18 protein-coding genes are annotated in these 24,641 nt (G+C 65.9%); 7 read left to right on the plus strand and 11 right to left on the minus strand.

Annotated features, from left to right (window positions below; translation table 11 throughout):
- Positions 1-77: 77 nt before the first annotated feature.
- Entirely contained in the window at positions 78-779 is a 702-nt protein-coding gene (locus QW881_RS25590; RefSeq protein ID WP_006611449.1) for a response regulator transcription factor, read from the minus strand.
- A gap of 214 nt (positions 780-993) precedes the next feature.
- Here QW881_RS25590 and QW881_RS25595 point away from each other — a divergent pair, with 214 nt between their 5' ends.
- Together QW881_RS25595 and QW881_RS25600 are read left to right on the plus strand one after the other, a co-directional pair.
- On the plus strand, positions 994-1,719 hold the full coding sequence (locus QW881_RS25595; protein ID WP_315753985.1) for a HugZ family protein: 726 nt from the start codon (positions 994-996) through the stop codon (positions 1,717-1,719).
- Between the two features lie 608 nt (positions 1,720-2,327).
- A complete protein-coding gene (locus QW881_RS25600; protein WP_315753844.1) occupies positions 2,328-3,941 on the plus strand; it encodes a phosphoenolpyruvate carboxykinase in 1,614 nt (537 codons plus the stop codon).
- A 253-nt stretch (positions 3,942-4,194) separates the two neighbouring features.
- Here QW881_RS25600 and QW881_RS25605 read toward each other — a convergent pair whose 3' ends face one another.
- The 3 genes from QW881_RS25605 to QW881_RS25615 form a co-directional block, all read right to left on the minus strand.
- The gene (locus QW881_RS25605; RefSeq protein WP_315753842.1) at positions 4,195-5,013 is read right to left on the minus strand and encodes a thioesterase family protein; all 819 of its coding nucleotides are present in this window, start codon (positions 5,011-5,013) and stop codon (positions 4,195-4,197) included.
- Between the two features lie 105 nt (positions 5,014-5,118).
- On the minus strand, positions 5,119-7,626 hold the full coding sequence (locus tag QW881_RS25610) for a glycogen/starch/alpha-glucan phosphorylase (RefSeq protein WP_315753840.1): 2,508 nt from the start codon (positions 7,624-7,626) through the stop codon (positions 5,119-5,121).
- A 221-nt stretch (positions 7,627-7,847) separates the two neighbouring features.
- Positions 7,848-8,150, minus strand: a complete 303-nt coding sequence (locus QW881_RS25615) for a GIY-YIG nuclease family protein (RefSeq protein ID WP_315753983.1) — start codon at positions 8,148-8,150, stop codon at positions 7,848-7,850.
- 183 nt (positions 8,151-8,333) lie between these two features.
- On the opposite strand from QW881_RS25615, the gene QW881_RS25620 reads away from it, so the two are divergent.
- Positions 8,334-8,765, plus strand: coding sequence for a hypothetical protein (locus QW881_RS25620; RefSeq protein WP_315753838.1), 432 nt, complete (start codon positions 8,334-8,336; stop codon positions 8,763-8,765).
- Between the two features lie 107 nt (positions 8,766-8,872).
- Here the strand turns inward: QW881_RS25620 and QW881_RS25625 are convergent, their stop codons facing one another.
- Positions 8,873-9,691 (minus strand): DUF2865 domain-containing protein, encoded by an 819-nt coding sequence (locus tag QW881_RS25625; RefSeq protein ID WP_316158873.1) that lies wholly within the window; start codon positions 9,689-9,691, stop codon positions 8,873-8,875.
- A gap of 188 nt (positions 9,692-9,879) precedes the next feature.
- On the minus strand, positions 9,880-10,437 hold the full coding sequence (pyrE, locus tag QW881_RS25630) for an orotate phosphoribosyltransferase (protein ID WP_315734978.1): 558 nt from the start codon (positions 10,435-10,437) through the stop codon (positions 9,880-9,882).
- 169 nt (positions 10,438-10,606) lie between these two features.
- Between pyrE and QW881_RS25635 the strand changes: the two genes are divergently transcribed.
- Positions 10,607-11,233: a glutathione S-transferase family protein gene (locus QW881_RS25635; protein WP_316158859.1), complete on the plus strand. Its 627-nt coding sequence runs from the start codon at positions 10,607-10,609 to the stop codon at positions 11,231-11,233.
- A 222-nt stretch (positions 11,234-11,455) separates the two neighbouring features.
- On the opposite strand, the gene QW881_RS25640 is transcribed toward QW881_RS25635, so the two are convergent.
- The 4 genes from QW881_RS25640 to QW881_RS25655 form a co-directional block, all read right to left on the minus strand.
- Positions 11,456-12,091 (minus strand): LysE family translocator, encoded by a 636-nt coding sequence (locus tag QW881_RS25640; protein WP_315783931.1) that lies wholly within the window; start codon positions 12,089-12,091, stop codon positions 11,456-11,458.
- 84 nt (positions 12,092-12,175) lie between these two features.
- Positions 12,176-13,375, minus strand: a complete 1,200-nt coding sequence (locus QW881_RS25645; protein WP_316158858.1) for a glycosyltransferase family 87 protein — start codon at positions 13,373-13,375, stop codon at positions 12,176-12,178.
- A gap of 1,003 nt (positions 13,376-14,378) precedes the next feature.
- Entirely contained in the window at positions 14,379-17,444 is a 3,066-nt protein-coding gene (gene polA / locus QW881_RS25650) for a DNA polymerase I (protein ID WP_315753827.1), read from the minus strand.
- Positions 17,445-17,516: 72 nt separating this feature from the next.
- Positions 17,517-18,368, minus strand: coding sequence for a LysR family transcriptional regulator (locus QW881_RS25655; protein ID WP_315753825.1), 852 nt, complete (start codon positions 18,366-18,368; stop codon positions 17,517-17,519).
- A gap of 99 nt (positions 18,369-18,467) precedes the next feature.
- On the opposite strand from QW881_RS25655, the gene QW881_RS25660 reads away from it, so the two are divergent.
- Complete coding sequence (locus QW881_RS25660; protein ID WP_315753823.1) at positions 18,468-19,436, plus strand: quinone oxidoreductase; 969 nt, start codon at positions 18,468-18,470, stop codon at positions 19,434-19,436.
- 8 nt (positions 19,437-19,444) lie between these two features.
- Here QW881_RS25660 and QW881_RS25665 read toward each other — a convergent pair whose 3' ends face one another.
- Positions 19,445-20,497 carry an acyltransferase family protein gene (locus QW881_RS25665; protein WP_315753821.1) on the minus strand — a complete coding sequence of 351 codons (1,053 nt, stop codon included), beginning with the start codon at positions 20,495-20,497 and terminating at the stop codon, positions 19,445-19,447.
- A 151-nt stretch (positions 20,498-20,648) separates the two neighbouring features.
- Here QW881_RS25665 and QW881_RS25670 point away from each other — a divergent pair, with 151 nt between their 5' ends.
- Complete coding sequence (locus QW881_RS25670) at positions 20,649-21,968, plus strand: UDP-glucose/GDP-mannose dehydrogenase family protein (protein WP_315753819.1); 1,320 nt, start codon at positions 20,649-20,651, stop codon at positions 21,966-21,968.
- A 116-nt stretch (positions 21,969-22,084) separates the two neighbouring features.
- Positions 22,085-24,559 (plus strand): ATP-dependent helicase HrpB, encoded by a 2,475-nt coding sequence (gene hrpB, locus QW881_RS25675; protein WP_315753817.1) that lies wholly within the window; start codon positions 22,085-22,087, stop codon positions 24,557-24,559.
- Positions 24,560-24,641 lie beyond the last annotated feature (82 nt).

Here is a 24,641-nt window from a genome sequence, read left to right on the forward strand (position 1 = left end):
GACGTCGCGCAAGGCAATGCTTCAGGTCCCTTGCTTCAGGGCCAGGGCTTCAGGGCCAGGGCTTCAGAGCTATCGCTTCAGGTTTCCTTGAAGCGATAGCCGACGCCGTAGAGGGTCTCGATCATCTCGAACTCCTCATCGACCATCTTGAACTTCTTGCGCAGCCGCTTGATGTGGCTGTCGATGGTGCGGTCGTCGACATAGACCTGGTCGTCATAGGCCGCGTCCATGAGCGCATTGCGGCTCTTGACCACGCCCGGACGCTGCGCCAGCGCCTGCAGGATCAGGAACTCGGTGACGGTCAGCGTGACCGGCTCGTTCTTCCAGGTGCAGGTGTGACGCTCCGGATCCATGCGCAGCAGGCCGCGATCGAGCGCCTTGGCGTCGTTCTCCTTCGGCAGCGCCGTCGGATCCTTCGGCTGCGAGCGACGCAGCACGGCCTTGACGCGCTCGACCAGCAGGCGCTGCGAGAACGGTTTGCGGATGAAGTCATCCGCACCCATCTTCAGGCCGAACAGCTCGTCGATCTCCTCGTCCTTGGAGGTGAGGAAGATCACGGGCAGGTCGGACTTCTGCCGCAGCCGCCGCAACGTCTCCATGCCGTCCATGCGCGGCATCTTGATGTCGAGGATGGCAAGGTCGGGTTGGCTGGTCCGGAATCCGTCGAGCGCCGATGCACCATCGGTATAGGTCATGATGCGATAGCCTTCGGCCTCGAGCGCGATCGAGACGGATGTCAGAATGTTGCGGTCGTCATCGACCAAGGCGATTGTGGGCATGAGCCTGCTTTCAGAGTCTGGTTAGCCGAGACACGAGAATCGAGCTAAGGGCCGCATAACTGGGCTTCGAACATGGTCAACGAGCAATGCAAGCTGGGCTGAAGTGTGACCGAGTTCCACAAATAGCATGGCAAAGTTTGTGCCCCGCCCAAGTTTGTGGTCCGTTTAGCCGAAAAAAGGCCTTCATTGCAACTGCTTGGACGAGGGAAAGATGATGTCTGCGAGCTTTAACCCTAACCGCGTGACGCATTCCCTGCTGCGCCGGAGCCGGCAGGGCGCACTTGCAACCTTGATGGTTGGCTCGGGCGATCCCTACTGCTCGCTGGTCAATGTCGCCACTGCGTCCGATGGTGCTCCGATCATCCTGATCTCGCGATTAGCCGTGCACACCAGGAATGTACTTGCCGATTCGCGCGTGTCGCTGATGCTCGATGAACGCGCGCCCGGCGATCCGCTCGAAGGTTCGCGCATCATGCTGTCGGGAAAAGCCGAGCAGGCCAGCGACGACAATCGCGAGATGCTCCGCCGTCGGTATCTCAATGCGCATCCGTCTGCTGCGGACTACGCGGATTTCGCCGACTTCTCGTTCTTCGTGATTCGCCCGTCAGGCACGCATCTCGTCGCCGGATTCGGCCGCATCGTCGATCTCAAGCCCGAGCAGTTTCTCACGGATATATCCGATGCTGACGAACTGATTCTGGCAGAGCAGGGCGCCGTCGATCACATGAACGAAGATCATCGCGAGGCGCTCGCCCTCTACGCGACGAAGCTGCTCGGCGCCGAAGCCGCGGAGTGGCGCTGTAGCGGCTGTGACCCGGAGGGATTGGATCTGATGGCCGACGGCAGGACGCTGCGGTTGGAGTTTCCCGAGCGCGTGACCACGCCCGGGGCGTTGCGCAAGATGCTGGTGAGGCTTGCTGACGAGGCCCGCGCGAAGTGAGGTGTAGTTCGAGCACGCTTTGATGGCTGCGCTCATCGTCTCGTGACGAAAGACCATGAAGTTCACCCATGAGCGCAGTTTGTCGTGAAGCTCGATGTGCACGCTCCCTGCCCAGCAGAAGGTGAGCGCCGCGCAAACCCATGGCGTGGGCGCGAGTGAGCTCGTTGACGTCGCGGCCGGGAGAATCGGATTAAGTGATCCCGCAAGCGCGAGACAATCGTGAATGGAAGCTGGCTGATCGGGTGGGCGACGACACGGCTAATCCCCGACGCATTTCGTCGCTCGGTCTTCGCTTGCCCACGCGAATTCGTCGATTTGAGCGTCGTTCGTCGTTCTCGTGAAACCCAACCGCGCTGATATATCTGTTGCGTTGCAGCATCTCGGCGGAGCGCAGGCGGCTGCCGCTGGAATGTGCATGACGCGGCAAAACATGAGCTACGTGCATCACGGCTTGCCAATAACCAATTGGGCCGGATCGTCTTGGCAAGACCAGCGTTGATCAGTATTAGGTCGGCGACCGCGCTTCGATAAGGCGATGTAACGGCAACGGTCACCGCGCAACGCGCGCGACTGCGCGCAACAGATGCGGGCTCTCAGGAGGGATCTTCGTGCAAGAGACGGGTATTCGCAACGGCGCCTTCGGTGCCGACAAGTTCGGCTTAAAGAACCTCAAGCAGGTGCACTGGAATCTCGGCGCTCCTCAGCTCTATCAGTATTCGCTGGCGGCGGGCGAGGCTGTGCTGTCGGCCGATGGGGCGCTGTGCGCGGATACTGGCGAGTTCACCGGTCGCAGCCCGAAGGACAAGTTCACGGTGCGCGACGCCTCCACCGAAAAGATGTGGTGGGCGGGCAACCAGGCGATCACGCCCGAGCAGTTCGAGGCGCTGCATCAGGACTTCATCAAGCACGCCGAAGGCAAGACCCTGTACGCGCAGGACCTCTATGGCGGCGCCGATCCCACGTTCCGCATCAAGACGCGCGTCTTCACCGAGCTCGCCTGGCACTCGCTGTTCATCCGCACCCTTCTGATCCGCCCCGAGAAGATCGAGCTCGACACCTTCGTGCCGGAGCTCACGATCATCGACATGCCGAGCTTCCGTGCCGACCCGAAACGCCACGGCGTGCGCTCGCAGAACGTCGTCGCGATCGATTTCGCCCGCAAGATCGTCCTGATCGGCGGGTCCTATTATGCCGGCGAGATGAAGAAGAGCGTGTTCACGACGCTCAACTACTACTTGCCCGAGCGCGGCGTGATGCCGATGCACTGCTCGGCCAATGTCGGGCCGAAGGGCGACACCGCCGTCTTCTTCGGCCTGTCCGGCACCGGCAAGACCACGCTGTCGGCCGATCCGAACCGCACCCTGATCGGCGACGACGAGCACGGCTGGGGTCCGTCCGGCGTGTTCAATTTCGAGGGCGGCTGCTACGCCAAGTGCATCAAGCTGTCGCAGGAAGCCGAGCCGCAGATCTATGCGGCCTCGACCCGGTTCGGCGCGGTGCTGGAGAACGTGGTCCTCGACGAGGACAGCCGCGTTCCCGATTTCGACGACGGCTCCAAGACCGAGAACACCCGTTCGGCCTATCCGCTCGACTTCATTCCGAACGCTTCGCGCACCGGCCGGGCGCCGCATCCGAAGAACGTCGTGATGCTTGCCGCCGACGCCTTCGGCGTGCTGCCGCCGATCGCAAAGCTCTCGCCGGCCCAGGCGATGTACCACTTCCTGTCGGGCTATACCGCCAAGGTCGCCGGCACCGAGCGCGGCTTGGGCTCCGAGCCGCAGCCGGAATTCTCGACCTGCTTCGGCTCGCCGTTCCTGCCGCTCGATCCGTCCGTCTACGGCAACATGCTGCGGCAGCTGATCGCCGACCACAATGTCGACTGCTGGCTCGTCAACACCGGCTGGACCGGCGGCAAGTACGGCACGGGCTCGCGCATGCCGATCAAGGTGACGCGTGCGCTGCTGACGGCGGCGCTCGACGGCAGCTTGCGCAACGTCGAGTTCCGCACCGACAAATATTTCGGCTTCGCGGTCCCGACCGCGCTGCCGGGCGTGCCGAGCGAGATCCTCGATCCGGTCAACACCTGGAAGGACAAGGCCGAGTTCGACAAGACCGCGCGGGCTCTCGTCGGCATGTTCCAGAAGAATTTTGCCAAGTTCGAGGCCCAGGTCGACGCCGAGGTCCGCGCCGCCGCGCCGGATCTGAAGCTGGCGGCGGAGTAGGGCTGCAAACGTCAAGGGGGCGGTCGCGTTGCGGCTGACCCCACATTTTCCCGCTCCGCCCCGTTCAATGCACGAGAGGCGCGAGTTCAAGCCATACCCACAGCTGTCGTCCCGGCGAACGCCGGGACCCAACCACAGGACGGAGTGGTTGAGGCGTGCGGGTCGCTCCAGCCTTCGCAAAACTGGCGACGGTGGCTATGGGTCCCGGCTCAAGGCCGGGACGACGCCGTTTCCTTGGCTTGCGTCCCGGCTTTCACGCCTTGAAATACGCTATCTGCGTTGTCGTCGCGAGCAGGCGGCCGGAGGGTGACCACAGCTCGCCATGCTGGTCCTGATAGCTGCGGTTGAAGATCTTGGCATCGGCCGTCGCGAGCACGTGCGTGATGTCCTCGGCCGCGAGCTCGTCCCGGCTGACGTGGAAATAGGTCGTCAGCGACACCGTGCCGAACGGCACCAGCTCGCCGCGGGCGTGGAAGACGCGGCCGAAGAAGGCGTCCGACATCGACAGCAGCGACAGGCAGTCGAGCTTGCGCGGCTTGCGGTCGGAGATCCAGAGCCGGGAATAGCTGCTGTGCGGCTCACCCGTCGCTGACGCGCCGAACGCGGGGCGCCCCTCGATGAAGCGGAAATCGTACTGCTTGGTCCAGGACATGTTCGTGTCGGGATGACGCTTGACCTGGTCGAACGGCGGCGCCGCGGGCTTTGTGGCCGGCTGATGCGACCAGGACGGCCGGCGCTCGGCGAAAACAGCCGTCGCGAGCGTCGCCGCATCGGCATCGCCCTGACTCAGCTCGACGCACCAATGTTGCGAGGAGCGGTTGGCCTTCACCAGCCGCACGTCGAGATCGAACGGCCCTTCCGCGATCGGCGCGCAATAGTTCACCGTCACCGCCAGCGGATCGCCCTGGATTTGCGGGTGCTGGATCAACGCGCGCAGTACGGTCGCCGCCGTGACGCCGCCAAACGGGCCGACGAAGGCCCAGTAATCCGGGCTGGTCCTTCCCTGCCAGCGGCTGTCGCCGGCGGTGACACGGGTGGCCTCGTCGAACAGGTGAGCTGGCGGTTCGGTCATGCATTCCTCCCGACGGTCATCGTATGATGGCCGTCAGGTGAAACGCAATGGAAGGCCTCTGCAATGACGTCATGGGTCATTGCTGAAGGCGAGGGGAAGGGCCCGTCACGCCCGCTGCGCTTGCACCGGCGCCATCACCGGGCCGACCGGCACGTTCCAGATGTCGTCGGCATATTCGCGGATGGTGCGGTCGGAGGAGAACCACGCCATGCGCGCGACGTTCAGGATCGAGGCGCGGGTCCAGGCCGGCACGGTCTGCCAGCGTGCATCGATGCCGCGCTGGGCCTCGTAGTAGGAATCGAAATCGGCCGAGACCATATAGTGGTCGAGATGGCGCAGCGCATGCGCGATCGGCTCGAACCGGCCGGGCTCGTCCGGCGAGAACGCGCCGGTCGCGATCGCGTCGATCGCGCGCGCCAGCCGCGGTGACCGGTGGATCACGTCGGACGCGTCCAGCCCCTGCTTGCGGCGGAGCATGACCTCGTCGGCCTCCATGCCGAAGATCGCGATGTTGTCGGCGCCGACATTGTCGCGGATCTCGATATTGGCGCCGTCCAGCGTGCCGATGGTAAGGGCGCCGTTCAGCGCCAGCTTCATGTTGCCGGTGCCGGAGGCCTCCATGCCGGCGGTCGAGATCTGCTCAGACAGGTCGGCCGCGGGAATGATCGTTTCTGCCAGGCTGACATTGTAGTCGGCCATGAACACGACCTTCAGCTTGCCGCCGATCGCGGGATCGTTGTTGACCGTATCGGCGACGTCGTTGATCAGCTTGATGATCAGCTTGGCGTAGCGGTAGCTCGCCGCCGCCTTGCCGGCAAAGATTTTCACCCGCGGCACCCAGTCGCGTTGCGGGTCGTCCTTCATGTCCTGATACAGCGCGACGGCTTCGAGGATGTTCAAGAGCTGGCGCTTGTATTCGTGAATGCGCTTGATCTGCACGTCGAACAGCGCGCCCGGATCGAGACGCACGTTCATGCGCTCGACGATCAGACGCGTCAGCAGCACCTTGTTGTGATGCTTCACCGCGCGGAACTTCTGGTGGAAGCTGGCGTCGGCAACGTAGCTCTCGAGGCTCGACAGCAGCGTCGGATCGTCGACGACGGCGTCGCCGCAGGCCTCGCGCAAGAGGTTCGTCAGCTTGGGATTGGCCAGGGTCAGCCAGCGGCGGAAGGTGATGCCGTTGGTCTTGTTGGTGATGCGGCCGGGATAGAGATGGTTGAGATCGTGGAACACGGTCTCCTTCATCAGGTCGGAATGCATCGCCGAGACGCCGTTGATGCGGTGCGAGCCGACGAAGGCGAGCTGGCCCATGCGCACGCGACGGCCGCTCTTCTCGTCGATCAGGGACACCGAGGCGCGGTAGTCGATGTCACCCGGTGCGCGCTGCTCGGCGAGCGCGAGATGCTGCGCATTGATGTGGTAGATGATCTCGAGATGCCGCGGCAGCAGCCGCTCGAACAGCTCGACCGGCCAGGTCTCGAGCGCCTCCGGCAGCAGCGTGTGGTTGGTGTAGGACAAGGTCGCGATGGTGATCTTCCAGGCCTCGTCCCAGCGGAAATTGTGCAGGTCGACCAGGATCCGCATCAGCTCGGCCACGGCGAGCGAAGGATGCGTGTCGTTGAGCTGCACCGCGGCCTTCTGCGCCAGGCTGCGCAGCTGGCCGTCGGAGCCGAGATGGCGCTTGACGAGATCCTGCAGCGAGGCCGAGACGAAGAAATATTCCTGGCGCAGCCGAAGCTCGCGTCCTGCCGGGCTCTCGTCGTTCGGATAGAGGAACTTGCAGATCGCCTCGGCGCGCGCTTCTTCTGCCGAGGCGCCGAGATAGTCGCCGGAGTTGAAGACGTCGAGCTTCAGCGGGTCGGGCGAGCGGGCCGACCACAGCCTGAGCGCATTCACATGCTGGCCGCGCCAGCCGACGATCGGGGTGTCATAGGCGACCGCCTGCACGGTCTCGCCGGGGTGCCAGATCGCGCGGTCGCGGCCTTTGTCGTCGACATGCTCGACGCCGCCGCCGAAATGGACGTGATAGACCACCTCTGGGCGCTGGAATTCCCAGGGATTGCCGAACGACAGCCAGACGTCGGGATATTCGTGCTGCCAGCCGTCGACGATCACCTGGCGGAACAGGCCGAAATCATAGCGGATGCCGTAGCCGATCGCCGGGATCTGCAAGGTCGCCATGCTCTCCATGAAGCAGGCCGCGAGGCGGCCGAGGCCGCCATTGCCGAGTGCGGCGTCCGGCTCGCATTTGCGCAGGTCCATCAGGCCGACGCCGAGATCGCCGAGCGCGGTCTCGAACACCTTCATCAGGCCCATGTTGTTGAGCGCGTCGGTGAACAGGCGGCCGATCAGGAACTCGAGGCTGAGATAATAGACGCGCTTGCGGCCGGCGTCGTAGCTCTCCTTGTCGGCGGTCAGCCAGCGATGCACGATGCGGTCGCGCAAGGTCAGCGCCGCGGCGTGGTACCAGTCCTGCTGCGTCGCCTGGCTCGCTTCCTTGCCGATGGCGAGGCGAAGCTTGGCCAGGATGTCGCTCTTGATCTCCGCGACCGCCAATTCGTCGACGGGCTGGCCGATGCTTACGAAGCTGCGCTGGGACGGCTGATCTGTCACCTTGGAAACCTGTGATGCTACGAGGAACCGGTAAAAGCATACGATGGTTGCGCGCGGTCCGAAACCCGGGGAAAGGCTGGTCCGCACAGCAAGGTGATGGAAAATGATGCAAAAACGGGGCCGGAGTTCCGGGGGCGGAACAAGCTGGCGGCTGGTTGCATATGCGGTGATGTTGAAAGGACTCTCCACATCGTCATCCCGGCGAAAGCCGGGATCCAGACTCACCGGCCGAAGATGAGGCCCGACAAGTCACTCCAATCGGGGTTGTCCCTTTCAATCAGCTCGACCTTCCAGTCGCGGTGCCAGTTCTTGAGCTGCTTCTCGCGAGCGATCGCCTCGATCGGAGTTGGAAAGCTCTCGACGTGAACCAGGCGAAAAACCTTGTACCTGCTGACGAACTTGGAGCCTCGCCCGGCACGGTGGTCTTCGAGGCGCCTTCTGACATCATTGGTGATGCCGACGTACAGCGTGCCATCATGCCCGCTGGCAAGAATGTAGACCGTCCACGCGGCCTGGGTGCTCAGCGGTCCGTGCAAACCAAAGGGCTGCGGTGGCTCTGGGTCCCGGCTCGGGGGCCGGGACGACGATAAATCAGCACTTCCTTTTTCCGCAAGAACAAATTAAGAACAATTCAGCAGGCGATCGTTTATCCTGATTGCGATTCGATCCGCCAGCCCCCGGCATCAGTGCATCCCGCGAGGACACCCATGTCCCATATCGCCTTCGATCCCCTGGCCCTGACCCGCATTGCCGATTTCGCGCGCAGCCTGACGCGGCTGCACAAGACGGCGCGGCGGCGGGCCGTCGACGACGACCAGATCGACCGCGCTTTCAACGCCGTGTGCATGTCGGTCTGGGGCTACACCACCGACGACATTTCCGACGACCTGTTCTCGGCCACCGACCACACCTTCCTCGATGGCCTCGACGAGGCGCGAGCGCGCATCTTCGCCGCGGAGCAGGGCTATGACCTGGTCGACGACGAGGGCATGCTGACCGATTGGTGGGGCTTCTGCTGGATGATCCTGGCCGAGAAGCGCGGCCTGCTGACGCCGGACAACCGCGCCGCCGCACGGGCAGCTATCGAGGAGAAATATCTGGAAGCGCCGAACGTCATCGGCGTGATCGTCGCGCGCTAGCCCTGGCCGTCAGTCCCGGCGGACAGCGCGCGCTCAAGCTCCAGAGGTCGCTGTGCCGAGCCGGCCTGCACCGACGCCGGCGCTGCGCCTTGGCGCGCAGCGCGTGTTCAATTCACATCCGCCTGCTTCAGCCGGCTTGCGGCGGGCTTTGGCGCGATGCTCAGGGGTGGCGGTGCGGTGCTGACATTGACGTCCGCCGGCAGAGCCATGGCCTGCGCGTCTGCGCCGACCATGTCGGCGCGCACCGGCGCGACCTTCATCTCGCTCAGCTTGGCCCGCATGTCCGAGTTGAGCCCGGGATAGGACGCGACCGGCTTGAAGTCGGCCGGCTGGCCGCCGCTGCCGCGCGCGCCGGAATAGGCCACCAGCCCGTCGGCCGTGGCGACGACGTCCCCCTGGCGCAGCGAGGTGTCGAGCGACAGATCGACCGGCGCCAGCCCGGCCGGATCGCGGCCGTTGCAGGTGCAGTCGGCGCGCAGCGCCTGGCGATAGGCGAACGCGTTCTCGCTGTCGGCATAGCGTTCCCCGTTCGCCGCCGTGGCGTAGTCGATGTTGGAGCCGAAATAGATCTTGGTCGCACTGGCCGGGCAGAACGCCTGGCACATCTGCGCCGGCGAGGCGAGGCCGCGCGCCAGCGGAAAATAGCGGCCGTCGCAGGTGCGCACGCAGAACGCTGCGCCCGATCCGCCGCTCGCGGCGCGCGGCTGGGCGGGGGTCTGCGGGTTGGTGCCGAACGGATCGGCGAAGAGGCCGCCTTGCGCCGCCGGCCGCTGCGATTGCGGCTTGTTGAAGCCGCCGAACAGGAAGTCGAACAGGCCCTGGGCCGACGCCATCCGCGGCGCCAGCGCGCCGGCCGCGACGAGGCCGACCGTCGCCGCGACAGCGACGTGGCGGGACCTCCGCCGAAACGACAACACGCTACGCAACGCCCGCTCCATCGCCAGGATCTTCACCGCAAAGCCACGCCGTGACGCGGCAACCCGCGTCGCTCGATCATGTGCGATCGAACGCGCCTTGCCCAAGGCATGGCGCCATCAGCTTTGCGGTAACCTTAACGGGCGTTGGTAAATGAGCGGTATGCGCGGGCGGCGAATTGCGCCGCGCGCCAAGCGCCTCAGAGGAATTCGTGCGCCTTGAAGAGCGCCTGGAACGGCAGGCCGGCCTGGGCGAAGGTCTCGGCGGCGCCTTCCTCGCGGTCGACCATCGTGAACACCAGCGTCACCTCGGCGCCGGCCTCGCGCAGGGTTTCCACGGCCTTCATCGCCGAGCCGCCGGTGGTGGTGACGTCCTCGACCACGACGATGCGCTTGCCGGCCAGGGTCTCGTCGCGGGTCAGGCCCTCGATCGCGAGCCTGGCGCCATGCTCCTTCGGCTTCTTGCGGACGAAGAAGGCCGCGATCGGATGGCCCTTGATCCAGGAGATCTGGGCGATCGCGCCGGCGAGCGGCACCGCGCCCATCTCCAGGCCGCCGATATAATCGAAGCCCTCGTCCTTCAGCGCCTCATAGGTGAGCTCGGCGAGCAAGGTGGCGCCCTCCGGGTCCATCATGGTCGGCTTCAGGTTGAAATAGAAGTCGCTCTTGCGGCCGGAGGCCAGCGTGACCTCGCCACGGCCAAACGAGCGCCTGCGGATGATCTCGAGGAGGCGGGCGCGGGAGGCGGATTTGGACACGGCGTTTTCCCCTGAGGGTGGATTCTTGGGTGGCGCAATCTATCGGGGGCGGGCGGCGGAGACCAGCCGCCACGATGTCCCATCAACAACGGTACGTTTGAAGCCGGATGCAGTTTCGAGCTAATGGGAGCCCGCGACCAAGCAAGGACGATTGGGAAGGATGCCCCGCATGACGATCGAGCTGTACACCTGGAACACCCCGAACGGGCGCAAAATCTCGGTCGCGCTGGAGGAGATGGGGCTGCGATACCGCGTCGTTCCGGTCGACATCACCAAGGGCGCCCAGATGGCGCCGGAGTTCCTGGCAATCAGCCCCAACAACAAGATTCCCGCCATCGTGGATCCGGACGGCCCCGACGGCAAGCCGGTCAGCGTGTTCGAATCCGGCGCCATCCTGCTCTATCTGGCTGAGAAGACCGGGCAGTTCCTGCCGAGATCCCTCGCCGAGCGGATACCGGTCTATGAATGGCTGATGTGGCAGATGGGCGGCTTCGGCCCGATGCCCGGCCAGGTGCACCATTTCATCGCGCTGACCAACGAGCAGGACCGCGCCTACGGCCTCAAGCGCTACATGGCCGAGACGGTCCGGCTCTATGGCGTGCTCGACCGCCGGCTGGTGCAGCACGAGTTCGTCGCCGGCGCGCTCTCGATCGCCGACTTCGCCATCCTCGGCTGGGCCTGGCGCCACCCGCGCCACAAGGTCGATCTGGCCGACTTTCCCCACGTCGAGCGCTGGTACGATACCCTGATGGCCCGCCCCGCCGTGAAGCGCGGCATGGAGGCGAAGCTGGACTGATGACTGCTGCTCCGTCGATCATGGGCGACGCTGTCTTCCGCGTTGGCGGTGCGCTCCCTCTCCCGCTTGCGGGGGAGGGCTGGGGAGGGGGAGCCACACCGGCCGTATCGCTTTAGCGAGAATATGCCCGACCCGTCTCATGCCGGCGGGTGAGCCGACCTGCTCCATATCCGCCGTCGCCAAAAGGAGCTTCGGCGGACAAGGTGGGGGAGCCGATGGAAATCACCCCCGCCGCGCCTCCAGCGCCATGCGCACCGCAAGTCCCGCGAGCACCGTGCCCATCAGATAGCGCTGCACCAGCGCCCAACTCGGCCGTGTCGCCAGGAACAGGGCAATCGATCCCGCCGCCATGGCGATCATGGCGTTGACGCTGACGCTGATCACGATCTGGATCGCGCCGAGCACCACCGACTGCGTCAGCACGCCGCCAACAGCGGGATCGATGAACTGCGGCAGCAGCGCCAGATACAGCATCGCGATCTTCGGGTTCAGCAGGTTGGTGACGAGCCCCATCAGGAACAGCCGGCGCGGGCTGTCGATGGCGAGCGTCCTCACCTGGAAGGGCGAGCGTCCGCCCGGCTTCACCGCCTGCCACGCCAGATAGAGCAGGTAGGCAGCGCCGGCGAGGCGCAGCGCGTCATAGGCGAACGGCACGGCAAACAGCAGCGCCGTGATGCCGAACGCCGCCGCCAGCATGTAGACCAGAAAGCCGACGGCAACGCCGCCGAGCGAGACCAGGCCGGCGGCGTGGCCCTGCGTGATCGAGCGCGAGATCAGATAGATCATGTTCGGCCCTGGTGTCAGCACCATGCCGAGCGAGACGAGGGCGAAAGCGAGCAGGGAGGATGTGTGCGGCATGACTGGTTCGATGATCGGGATCTCTGCCGCTGCTTTAGCGCGGACGATCACGCATCGTCATCCGGTCAATTGCACCGAGAGCAATCAGCCCGCCGCCGGCGGCGTCATGTTCAATGCAGGGGCGCGCCGGCTGGAGCGGTCGAACACACCGGCGATGCTCAACGCCAGCAGGACCAGCAGAATGGCCGCCGCGAGCGGCACGGAGTGCACGATCATGGCGAGCAGGCAGGCTCCCAGCGCGATCACGAGGCCGATCTCCAGCGGCGGGATCGGCTCGCCGGCGTCGCTCCGCGCCTTCCAGTGGATCGCAATCCCCGCCGCCACCATCGGCATGTCATAGATCATCGCATAGGGCGTGGCGATGATGCTGCCGACCGCGACCAGCGCGATCGCCTGCTCCGTCATGCCGCGTCGCCAGGCATCCCAGACCATCACGACGATGGAGCAGGACAACAGGAGCTGAACCAGATAGCCGATCGGCGGCGGCGCGCCGAGCGCGTGCAAGCCAGCGATGACCGTCGGCATCATGTGATCGAGGCTGGCCTGGTTGGCCTGCAATTGCGCCTGATAGCTCGGAAACTTCACGATCCATTCGAGCCAGATCCACGGATCGAGTGCAGCGCTGGTGACGACCGCGACGATCGCGGTCGTGGCGATGGCCGAGAGGATGGCGCGCCAGTTGCGTGACGCCAGCAGCACGACCGGCATCAGCAGCACGAATTGTGGCTTGTAGGCGAGCAGGCCAAGCAGCGTGCCGGCAACGATCGGGTGGCGCGCGAGCAGGCGCAGTCCGCCGATCAGCAAGGCCGCCGAGAGAAAGCCGTTCTGGCCGGTGATCGCGTTGATCAGCGTCGTCGGCGCCGCGAGCAGCGCCAGAGAGGTTAACGAGCGCCAATCGCGCCCCAGTGTCGCCAGGCCATAAAGCGCGAAGGTGACCGAGATCCAGCAGACATAGGCCACCGGCAGCGCCAGCATGCCCAGGGGTATCAGCACCAGCAGGAAGGTCGGCGGATAGGGATAGGGAAAGCCGCCGCCGCCCAGCGTCGGATCCAGCGACTGCTGATAGCGCGCGAGCGCAACCGGATCGTAGATGCTGGCGCCGGACAGCGCGGCAAATCTGCCGAACGACCATAGCCCGAAGAAGTCGCCAAACGCCGGCTGCGGCGACGACAGCGCCCAGCCGACGAGATAGGCGCCGTTGTAGAGCGCCATCGCGACCAGCAGGATCAGCACCGCGCGCCGGTCGCGCGTCTTGGGGTGAGCTGCGGATGAGATCGCGGTCATGGAGCTCTTCGTTCGCGCCCTCGGCGCAGTCGTGGCATGGGGATGATCGGAGCTGTCAGCGATCGCTCGCGTGCGGTGCCTCTCCAACCTTGCCAGAGTGCGCTGCACGCCGTGTTACCGTCCGTTCATCCGGCCAGGCGCGATCTCATCGTGCCTAACGAGGGGTAAAATCGCCGCGTTCCGAGTGACCGTGGACAGGGAACGGGGTCATCGCTCCGCATCGGGCAACGCTCGTCAAGATTTATATTGCTATTTTTCCGAAGTCGTGCTCTATTCAGCGCATCCCGTCCTCATGCAGAGGGGCGTACGCGTCGTCACGATACGTTGAGGCGGGGAGCGGTGGCCGTGGGCCTGTCAGGTGCTGATGCACTGGACGATTGACAGCTCGCGGACGTTCAAGCCGTGTGGTCCTGGCGCCCCGAAGCTGGCGCCAAGCCTGCGTGACATCACGTGTCGCGCTGGTGACGGGGGCAAACAAGCCGGTCCCCGGGGAGAGCTCGGAGCAGACGTTAAGCCCATCGCGCAGGGAGGGCCGGGTCTGTCCGGCTGGACCTGTGGTACCTGCCGCCTGCATTCTTTTGAGCAGGCGGGCCACGGGCCTCAGCCGAGGCCCGGCCTTCCCTGCGCCCTTTGCAAAATTCAGAGGGCGAACGACATGCATCCCTCGAGCAAATCATGCTGCGAGAAGGCTGAGGCATGTCTACGCCTCGCGTTGCAGCCAATGATCATCGTATCGGGGAGCATCAAACGGATGCGTATGAGGGCTGCGTTGCGAGGCACACTGCCGACCCTCCCCTGGAGGGGGAGGGTCGCCTCTCATGAGCGCAGCGAATGGGAGGCGGGGTGGGGTGATCCCTCCACAGGCGCCGGCGCCCGCGGCTCACCCCACCCCGCTCGCCCGCTTCGCGTGCGATCGACCCTCCCCCTCCAGGGGAGGGTGTCATCTCGCTCGTGGACGGATTTCGGCGCACGCGATGACGAAGCAGAGATCACCGCGATCAGCTCAATGCGCCTCGTCCCAATTGTCGGCGGCCCGCGCATCGACGTGCAGCGGCACCGAGAGCAGCACGGCGGGGAAGGGGGCGTCCTGCATGACGTGCTGCACCACCGGCAAGGTGGCGGCGACCTCGTCGTCGGGCACCTCGAAGATCAGTTCGTCATGCACCTGCAGCAGCATCTGCGCCGAGAGCTTCTTCTGCGCCAGCGCCTCCTCCACCCGCGTCATCGCGCGGCGGATGATGTCCGCGGCGGTCCCTTGCAGTCGCGCGTTGATCGCGGCGCGCTCGTTGAAGGCACGGACCGAGGCGTTCGATGCCTTGATCTCCGGGTAGTGGCATTTGCGGCCGAACAGCGTGACGACATAGCCGTTCTTGCGACAGAACTCGCGGGTCTCGTCCATGTAGGCGCGGATGCCCGGGAAGCGCTCGAAATAGCGCTTGATGTAGGCCGAGGCCTCCTCGCGGGCGATGCCGAGCTGGTTGGCGAGGCCGAACGCGGAGATGCCGTAGATGATGCCGAAATTGATCGCCTTGGCGCGGCGGCGCACCTCGCTCGGCATGTCCTTGATCGGCACGCCGAACATTTCGGACGCCGTCATCGCGTGAATGTCGAGCCCGTCCTTGAACGCCTGCTTCAGCACCGGGATGTCCGCGATCTCCGCCAACAGCCGCAACTCGATCTGCGAGTAGTCGGCCGACACCAGCTTATGGCCCGGCGTCGCGATGAAGGCGCGGCGGATCTTGCGGCCGTCTTCGGTCCGGACTGGGATGTTCTGCAGATTCGGCTCGTTCGACGACAGCCGCCCCGTCGTGGTCGCGGCCAGCGCGTAGGTGGTGTGCACACGGTGCGTCTGTGGGTTCACGTAGGTCGGCAGCGCATCGGTATAGGTCGATTTCAGCTTCGAGACCTGGCGCCATTCCAGGATCTTGCGCGCGAAATCGTTGCCCTGCTCGGCGAGGTCATCGAGGATGGAGGCAGAGGTCGACCAGGCGCCGGTCTTGGTCTTGGTGCCACCCGAAAGGCCCATCTTGCCGAACAGGATATCGCCGATCTGCTTGGGGCTGCCGACATTGATCGGCTCGCCGGCCAGCTCCTGCAACTCGGCCTCGACCCTAGCGGCAGTCTGGGCGAAATCGCCGGACAGACGCGACAGCACCTGGCGGTCGATCGAGATGCCGCGCCGCTCCATGCGCGCGAGCACCGGCACCAGCGGCCGCTCCAAGGTCTCGTAGACGGCGGTCATGCGCTCGGCCGTGAGGCGCGGCTTCAGCACGCGCCAGACGCGATGAATGACATCGGCTGCTTCGGCGGAATGCGCCGTGGCCCGGTCGATCGCGACCTGCTCGAACGTCAGCTTGTTCTTGCCGCTGCCGATCAGCTCGCTTTCGCCGAGCACGGCGTGGCCGAGCACGTGCTCGGCCAGAGACTCGAGCTTGTGCGAGCCGCGCCCGGCATCGAGCGCGTAGCTCATCAGCTGGATGTCGTCGACATTCGCCAGCGTGATGCCGTGCTGCGCCAGCAGCACGGCGATGAACTTGATGTTGTAGCCGATCTTGAGCAGCCCTGTGGATTCGAGGACCGGCTTCAGCGCGGCGAGCGCATCGCTCTCCTTGATTTGGTCCGGCGCGAGCCCGGCATCGAACAGGCCGCCGCCATCGCCGGCCTGGCGATGCGCCAGCGGGATGTAGCAGGCCTCATTCGGCGCCAGTGCCAGGGCGATGCCGCACAGGCTAGCCTGCATCGGATCGATCGAGCTGGCCTTGACCTCGAGAGTGACGCGGCCGAAGTCATGGATGCGCGCGAGCCAGGTGTTCAACTCTGGGAGGCTACGCAGCGTCCGGTACTTGTCGCGATCGATCCGCGCGCTCTTCGCCGCCTCCGCCCTGGATTCCGCGAGGCTCGCCGGCGTGCCCTTGCTCATCGCCGACTTGTCGATACGCGGATCACCGGTGCGAGGGCTCCCTCCCCCCTTGTGGGGGAGGGCTGGGGAGAGGGGTGCTGCGGAGGCACCGTTGGTGGGGTGCCCCCCTCCCTGACCCTCTCCCACAAGGGAGGAGGGAACGGAGGCAGCAGTGCCCGCGCCACTCTTCAACTGCTCATCCGCCGACACGTCGGCGGGATCGATGTGCGAATACTCGGCGACGCGGCGCGTCAGCGTCGTGAACTCCATCGCCTTCAGGAACGCGATCAGCTTGCGCGGATCCGGCTCGTGCACCGCGAGGTCGTCGAGCGGCACCTCGAGCGCGACCTTGTCGTCGAGCAGCACCAGTTGGCGCGAGATCCGCGCCTTCTCGGCGTTCTCGATCAGCGCCTCGCGCCGCTTCGGCTGCTTGATCTCGCCCGCGCGCGTCAGCAGCCCTTCGAGATCGCCATAGTCGGTGATCAGCTGCGCGGCGGTCTTGATGCCGATGCCGGGCACGCCCGGTACATTGTCGGTGGAATCGCCGGCCAGCGCCTGCACCTCGACCACCTTCTCCGGCGGCACGCCGAACTTCTCGATGACTTCGGCGATGCCGATGCGGCGGTCCTTCATCGTGTCGTACATCGTGACGCAGTCGTTGACGAGCTGCATCAAATCCTTGTCGGAGGACACGATGGTGGTGGTGGCGCCGCGCTCGCAGGCAAGCCGCGCATAGGTCGCGATCAGGTCGTCCGCCTCGAAGCCCGACTGCTCCAGGCACGGCAGGTCGAAGGCGCGGACGGCCTCGCGGATCAGCGCGAATTGCGGGATCAGGTCGTCGGGCGCCGGCGGCCGGTGCGCCTTGTAGTCGGCGTAGATCTTGTTGCGGAACGTGACCTCGGACTTGTCGAACACGATGGCCAGATGCGTGGGACGGTCGGTCTCGGGCATGTCGCGCAGCAGCTTCCACAGCATGTTGCAGAAGCCGAGCACGGCATTGACCTGCAGCCCGTCGGACTTGCGGTTGAGCGGCGGCAGCGCGTGATAGGCGCGGAAGATGTAGGACGAGCCGTCGACCAGGAACACATGGTCGCCGTTGGCCGCGCCCTTGGCGGCGGCAGGCACAGGGGCGGCGGGCGTGGCGGCGGCTTTCTGGGGAGCTTTGGGCATGGCCGCAATGTAGGGATTTTCGCTCGCATTGACAGCCGTGACGACGCCATGCGCACCGGATTTTTCCGCCCCTCAGTCCGGTCGGACGCAGCGGGTCAGGAACTCCATGACGGCGCGAATGAGGGGCGTGCGCCTGAGGTCGCGATGAACGATGAGCCAGATGTCCCTGCTGATGGCCGCGCCGGCTTCGAAGCGGGTGAGGTCGGGATCATGATCGCCGAGAAAATGTGGCAGGGCGGCGAGCCCCAGCCCTGCGCGCGCCGCTGCGGCCTGGCTCTCGAGATCGCTGCTCCGAAACACGATCGGGCGCTGCCCGGCGACCGCCTTCAGCCATTGCTGCTGGGGTGCCGAGTCCATGCTGGCATCATAGGCGATGAATCCGAGCGCATGCTGCGGCGTCTCCTTGAGATAGTGCGGCGCGCCGTAGAGGTTGAAGCCGAAGCGGCCGATCTTGCGTGCGATCAGGCCGGGCTCGTCGGGACGGGACAGTCGCAAAGCGATGTCGGCTTCCCGTCGGTTGAGCGAGGCGCTGCGCTTCTCGCCGATCAGCTTGATGATGATGGCAGGATGCCGTCGGCGCAGCTCGACCAGCCGTGGCGCGATCAGCCTGTTGGCGAGCGTCGGCGGCGCGCTGACCGAGACCTCACCGGCCAGACCGGGACGCGATGCGACCACGGCGCGCTCGATCGCGAACGCGGCCTGCTCCATCGGGCCGGCGGCCGCGGCGAGGCGGCGGCCGTCCTCGGTCAGCTCATAGGCCCGCGCTCGGCGGTCGACCAGCTTCAGCCCGGTGGCCCGTTCCAGGGCCGCGACCCGGCGGGCCACCGTGACATGATCGACGCCGAGACCACGTGCGGCGGCCGACAGCGTGCCCTCGCGGGCCAGCGTCACGAAGTGGTGAAGGTCGGTCCAGTCGATCCGCATGTTCGAATATTCACAATAGGGGAGCCAAATTGGGCAATTCCGCAGAATGCCAACGCTGACCACACTGTCCGGATCAAGGCAAGATGTGTGGAGACGGGCATGGTTGCTATCGTTCGACTGAAGGCACCGGGTGGCGCGGAGAATCTGGTGCTGGAGAATGTTGAGCTGCCGGCGCTGGGCGCCAACGAGATCCGGCTGCGCCACACCGCGATCGGCGTGAACTTCATCGATATCTATCAGCGCACCGGCCTCTATCCGCTGCCCGATGGAATTCCTGGCGTCGAAGGGGCGGGGATCGTGACGGCGAAAGGCGCGGACGTGACAGAGTTGTCCGTCGGCGACCGCGTCGCCTATGCCGGCGCCCCGGTCGGCGCCTATGCCTCGGAGCGAAATCTGCCCGCCTGGCGCGCGATGCCGCTGCCCGACGCCGTGTCTGAAGCGAGCGCTGCGTCGACCCTGCTGAAAGGCATCACCGCGGTGATGCTGCTCAATCGTACCTATGCCGTCGGAGCCGGAACGACGCTGTTGGTGCACAGTGCCGCCGGCGGGCTCGGCCAGGTACTGACGCGACTGGCTCGGCTGCGCGGCGCGACCGTTGTCGGCACGGTGAGCTCGGAGGCCAAGGCGGAGCTCGCGCGTGCCGCTGGCGCGCGCCATCTGATCGTCGGCCGGGATGCTGACTTTGTCGATGCCGTGAAGCGATTGACCGACGGGCGCGGCGTCGACGTCGCCTATGATGGCGTCGGCGGCAAGACGCTTGCGCGGACGCTCGCCTGCGTCAGGCCGTTCGGGACGGTCGCCAGCATCGGTCAGTCCGGCGGTCCAATTCCAAGCCTTGCCGTCGAGGAGCTGGGGCCGCGCCGCAGCCTGTCGCTGGCACGCCCGAGCGTGATGGCCCATGTCAACGATGTCGCCGACTATCGCAGGGATGCAGCGACGGTTCTCGCCGCGCTCGCCGATGGCGATCTCGTCGGCCACGGCACCGCGTATCCGCTGGCGCGGGTCGTCGAGGCCCATATCGATCTGGAGAGCGGCCGCAGCCGTGGCGCGCTGCTTTTGGTGCCCTGACGGTGAGGCTACTCCGCCGGCTGCAACACGGCTTTCGGCTTCGGCGGCGCGATCCAGAACGCGATGGGGCGTTCGAACAGGAAGCGGGCGCCGACGCGCAGCGCGAGGCGCCAGATCACGAGCGCGCCGAGCACGCCGGCGATCGTGACCAGCAGCGAGATCGTTCCGATGTCCCCGATCACCCCGGTCTTCAGCAGGACTGTACGTGTGGCTGCCATGGGCAGGAAGAAGGCGAGGTAGATCACGATCGAATGCTCGCCACAGAAGCGCAGCGCATTGAGGAGTTGCGCGCGCGCCAGCAGCGTGCCGGCGATGATGATGGCGACCGCGCCGGCATAGCCGAGGATGAGCGACACCGCCGGCCATTCGCTGACACCGAGGTTCACCAGCGACTGGTTGATCACCGCCCAGGCGAGCAGGCCGACGATGGCGAGCATCGGCTGCGCCCGCGCGCGGTCCGACAGCGCGAAGATGGTGGTCGCGAACAGATAGCCGGAATAGATGTAGACGAAGCGGGCGCAGAATTCGTCGATCACGGTCCAGCCAGTGACGATATGCGACATTTCCAGGCCGGCCGCGATGCCCCAGATCACCGGCGCCGGCAGCTTTCGTGTCAGTTTGATGACGACGAAGAAGATCGGCAGGAGATAGATGAACCACAGCGTGCCGAACGGCTCGACGAAGGATTCGAGATACAGATAGCCGGCATGTTGCCAGCCGGAGGCCGCGGCGAAGCCGGGCGCCTTGAAGCCGAACTGGATGGTCACCCACAGCACGTAGAAATAGGCGAAATGCACGACCTTGCGGTCGATATAGGTGCGCCAATCCCGGTCGATCACCAGCGGCAGGAACAGGCCGGAAATCAGGAAGAAGTCGGGCATCCGGAACGGCTTGGCGAAGGCGACGACGGCGTGCATGAAGCCGGTCTCGCCGGCGGCCAGCTCGACGCCGAGCACCGAGTGCATCATCACGACCATGATGATGCAGATACCCTTGGCGTAGTCGACCCAGTCGATGCGCGCCTCGGTTCCGGCCGATTTCGGCGTACCATTTGCGGTCATGCTGTCCCTCTTTGGCGCGGAGCTGCCGCATTGTCGGGCAGAGCCGTTAATACTCCTCCTTGTCATCCAAACGTCATGCCGTTTTCTAAATTCCCCTTGAACCGCAAATGGTTTAAGACGCGAAAGTATTAACCTTGAAGGATGGGTTTCGATGCGAATTGCGATGATCGGCACGGGCTATGTGGGTCTGGTGTCCGGTGCCTGCTTCGCCGATTTCGGCCACCAGGTGACCTGCGTGGACAAGGACGAGAGCAAGATCGCCGCGCTGCATCGCGGAGAAATCCCGATCTTCGAGCCCGGCCTGGATGCGCTGGTCGCGGCCAACGTAAAGGCCAAGCGGCTCGATTTCACCACGGACCTCAAGCAGCCGGTTGCGGAGGCCGACGCCGTGTTCATCGCGGTTGGTACGCCGTCGCGACGCGGCGACGGTCACGCCGACCTCACCTACGTCTATGCCGCCGCGCGCGAGATCGCAGCCTCGCTCACCGGCTTCACCGTGGTCGTGACGAAGTCGACGGTGCCGGTCGGCACCGGCGACGAGGTCGAGCGCATCATCCGCGAGACCAATCCGACGGCCGATGTCGTCGTCGCCTCCAATCCGGAATTCCTGCGCGAAGGTGCCGCGATCCGCGATTTCAAATGGCCGGATCGCATTGTCGTCGGCACCGCGGACGAGCGCGGCCGCAAGGTGCTCGGCGACATCTATCGCCCGCTGTCGTTGAACCAGGCGCCGATGATGTACACCGAGCGCCGCACCGCCGAGCTGATCAAATACGCCGCCAACGCGTTCCTCGCCACCAAGATCACCTTCATCAACGAGGTCGCCGATCTCGCCGAGAAGGTCGGCGCCGACGTGCAGGAGGTGGCGCGCGGCATCGGTCTCGACAACCGCATCGGCTCCAAGTTCCTGCATGCCGGTCCGGGCTTCGGCGGCTCGTGCTTTCCGAAGGATACGCGCGCGCTGATCAAGATCGCGCAGGACTACGACACGCAGCTGCGCATCGTCGAATCGGTGCTGGCCGTCAACGACAACCGCAAGCGCGCGATGGCGCGCAAGGTCGCGCATGCGGTCGGCGGCAATCTGCGCGGCAAGACGGTGGCGGTGCTCGGCCTCACCTTCAAGCCGGAGACCGACGACATGCGCGAGGCGCCGTCGATCCCGCTGGTGACCGGGCTGCTCGACATGGGCGCCAAGGTGCGCGCGCATGATCCGGTCGGCATCGAGCAGGCCAAGAAGGAGCTGCCGGAGATCGCCTATTTCGACGATCCCTATGAGTGCGCGACGGGCGCCGATGCGATCGTGCTGGTGACCGAATGGGTGCAGTACCGCGCCATGGATCTCGATCGCCTCAAGGAGGTGATGGCCCATCCGGTCGTCGTCGACCTGCGCAACGTCTACCGCCCCGACGAGATGGCCGCTCACGGCTTCGTCTACGAGAGCGTCGGCAGGCCGTCGGTGAAGGGCGGTTGACATGGCATTGTCATACCCCGCGCAGGCGGGGTATCCAGTAAGCCCGATCTTCGTGATCCGCGAGATTTGCGCTTACTGGATCACCCGCCTTCGCGGGTGATGACGGGTTACTGCTATTGCCCCTTCGCTTCGACACACCGCTGCCCATCGACGCCGTGCTGGACGACCTGTCCGGCACGCTCGAGCGCAGCAACACCGCCGTGCTGGTGGCGCCGCCCGGCGCCGGCAAGACCACGCGGGTGCCGCTGGCCCTGCGTGATGCGCCGTGGGTCGGAACTAAGAAGATCATCGTGCTGGAGCCCCGCCGGATCGCGGCCCGCGCCAGCGCCGAGCGGATGGCCAAATCGCTCGGCGAGCGCGCTGGCGACACCGTCGGCTATCGCGTCCGCTTCGGCTCGAAGGTGTCGCGCGCGACCCGCATCGAGGTCGTCACCGAGGGCATCTTCACCCGGCAGATCCTCGATGATCCCGAACTGACCGGCGTCGCCGCCGTGCTGTTCGACGAATTCCACGAGCGCTCGCTCGATGCTGATCTCGGCCTCGCTTTGGCGCGCGACGCGCAGCAGGGGCTGCGCGAGGATCTCCGCATTCTCGTGATGTCGGCGACGCTCGACGGCGCCCGCGTCGCCAGCCTGCTCGGCAATGCACCGGTGGTCGAGAGCGAGGGCCGCGCCTATCCGGTCGAGACCCGCTATGTCGGCCGCAAGCCGGATGCGCCCGTCGAGCGCCAGATGGCCGAAACCATCGCCAGCGCGCTGCGCGCCGATGCCGGCTCCGTGCTCGCCTTCCTGCCGGGCGCCGCCGAAATCCGGCGCACCCAGACCATGCTCGCCGAGCGCGTCCACGATGCCAGCGTTGAGATCGTGCCGCTGTTTGGTGCGCTCGATGCCGCCGTGCAGGATCGAGCCATCTCGCCCGCCCCAAAAGGGCAGCGCAAGGTGGTGCTGGCGACCTCGATTGCCGAGACTTCGCTGACCATCGAAGGCGTCCGCATCGTGGTCGATTCCGGGCTCGCCCGGGTGCCGCGCTACGAGCCGGACATCGGCCTGACACGGCTGGAGACGGTGCGGGCTTCGCGCGCCGCCGTCGATCAGCGCCGCGGCCGCGCCGGCCGCACCGAGCCTGGTGTCTGCTACCGGTTATGGGACGAGCCGCAGACGGCCTCTCTGGCGGCCTATACGCAGCCGGAAATTCTCAGCGCCGACCTGTCCTCGCTGGTGCTCGATCTGGCGCAATGGGGTGTCAGTGACCCCTCCGCGCTGAGCTTCCTCGATCCGCCGCCGCAACCGGCTTGGAAGGAGGCGCGTGATCTGCTGCGCGAGATCGACGCTCTCGACGAAGAAGGTCGCCTCACCGACGAGGGCCGCCGCCTGCGGGCACTGGCGCTGCCGCCGCGGCTCGCCCGCATGATCGTCGACGCCGCTGATTATGGCGCCGCCGCGCAGGCCGCCGACATCGCCGCCATTCTGACCGAGCGCGGGCTCGGCGGCGACAGCGTTGACCTCGAGGTCAGGCTCGATCAGTTCCGTCGCGACCGCTCGCAACGGGCGCAGAGTGCGCGTGACATGGCACGGCGCTGGGCGCAGCAGGTCGGGGCGGCTTCCTCCCCGCAAGTGCAAGGGCAGCTCAGCACCGGCTTGATGCTCGCCTTTGCCTTTCCGGACCGGGTCGCGCGCAACCGCGGCAATGCCAGCTTCGTGCTCGCCAATGGCCGCGGCGCCGCGGTCGAGCCGACCTCGTCGCTGGCGCGCGTACCCTATATCGCGGTCGGTGAGCTGACGGGAACGGCGGCCAGCGGCCGCATCCTGCTGGCGGCGCCGCTGGCGATCGAGGATATCGAGCGGCATTTTGCTGCGCATATCGAAGCGAGAGACGAGGTCAGCTTCGATCAAAACGCGATGGCGCTGCGGGCGCGGCGCCGACGCAAGCTGCACGCGATCACCATGGCCGATGCGCCGGTCGCGCTGACGCCGTCAGAGGAGACCGCGCGCATCTTCGCCGATGGCATCTGCGCCGCGGGCCTTGACAGGCTGCCATGGTCGAAGGCCGCCCGGCAATGGCGCGATCGCGTTACCTTCCTGCGCAAGGCGGAAGGCGACAGTTGGCCGGACCTGTCGGATGCGGGCCTCGCCGAGCGGCGCGAGGACTGGCTGGTGCCGCTGCTGGCCGACAAGACCTCGCACAAGGACATATCGCCCGGAGACGTCTCCGACGCCGTGATGGCGCTGCTGCCCTGGGATCTCCGCGCCCGGCTCGACCGGGAGGCGCCGACCCATTTCGAGGCGCCGACAGGCACCATGCTGGCGATCGACTACGAGGCCGAGCAGGGGCCCACCATCGCTGTGCGGCTGCAGGAGCTGTTCGGCCTGAACGTCCATCCCTCGATCGCGCGCGGCGCGGTGCCCCTGGTGCTGGAGCTGCTGTCGCCGGCGCAGCGGCCGGTGCAGGTGACGCGCGATCTGCCCGGCTTCTGGCGCGGCTCCTATGCCGCGGTCCGCACCGACCTGCGCGGCCGCTATCCGCGCCATCCTTGGCCCGACGATCCGGCCCATGCCGAGCCGACCCGGCGGGCCAAGCCGCGGGGGACGTAGCTCATGCAAATTGTACCGCCGCTGTCGCGTCGTTAACGCTTCGCTCATCGTTTTCGCCAAAATGGCGGCGGCAGCCGGTCGC

The sequence above is a fragment of the Bradyrhizobium sp. SZCCHNS3016 genome, assembly GCF_032484535.1.
In the GTDB taxonomy this organism is placed as follows: Bacteria; Pseudomonadota; Alphaproteobacteria; order Rhizobiales; family Xanthobacteraceae; genus Bradyrhizobium.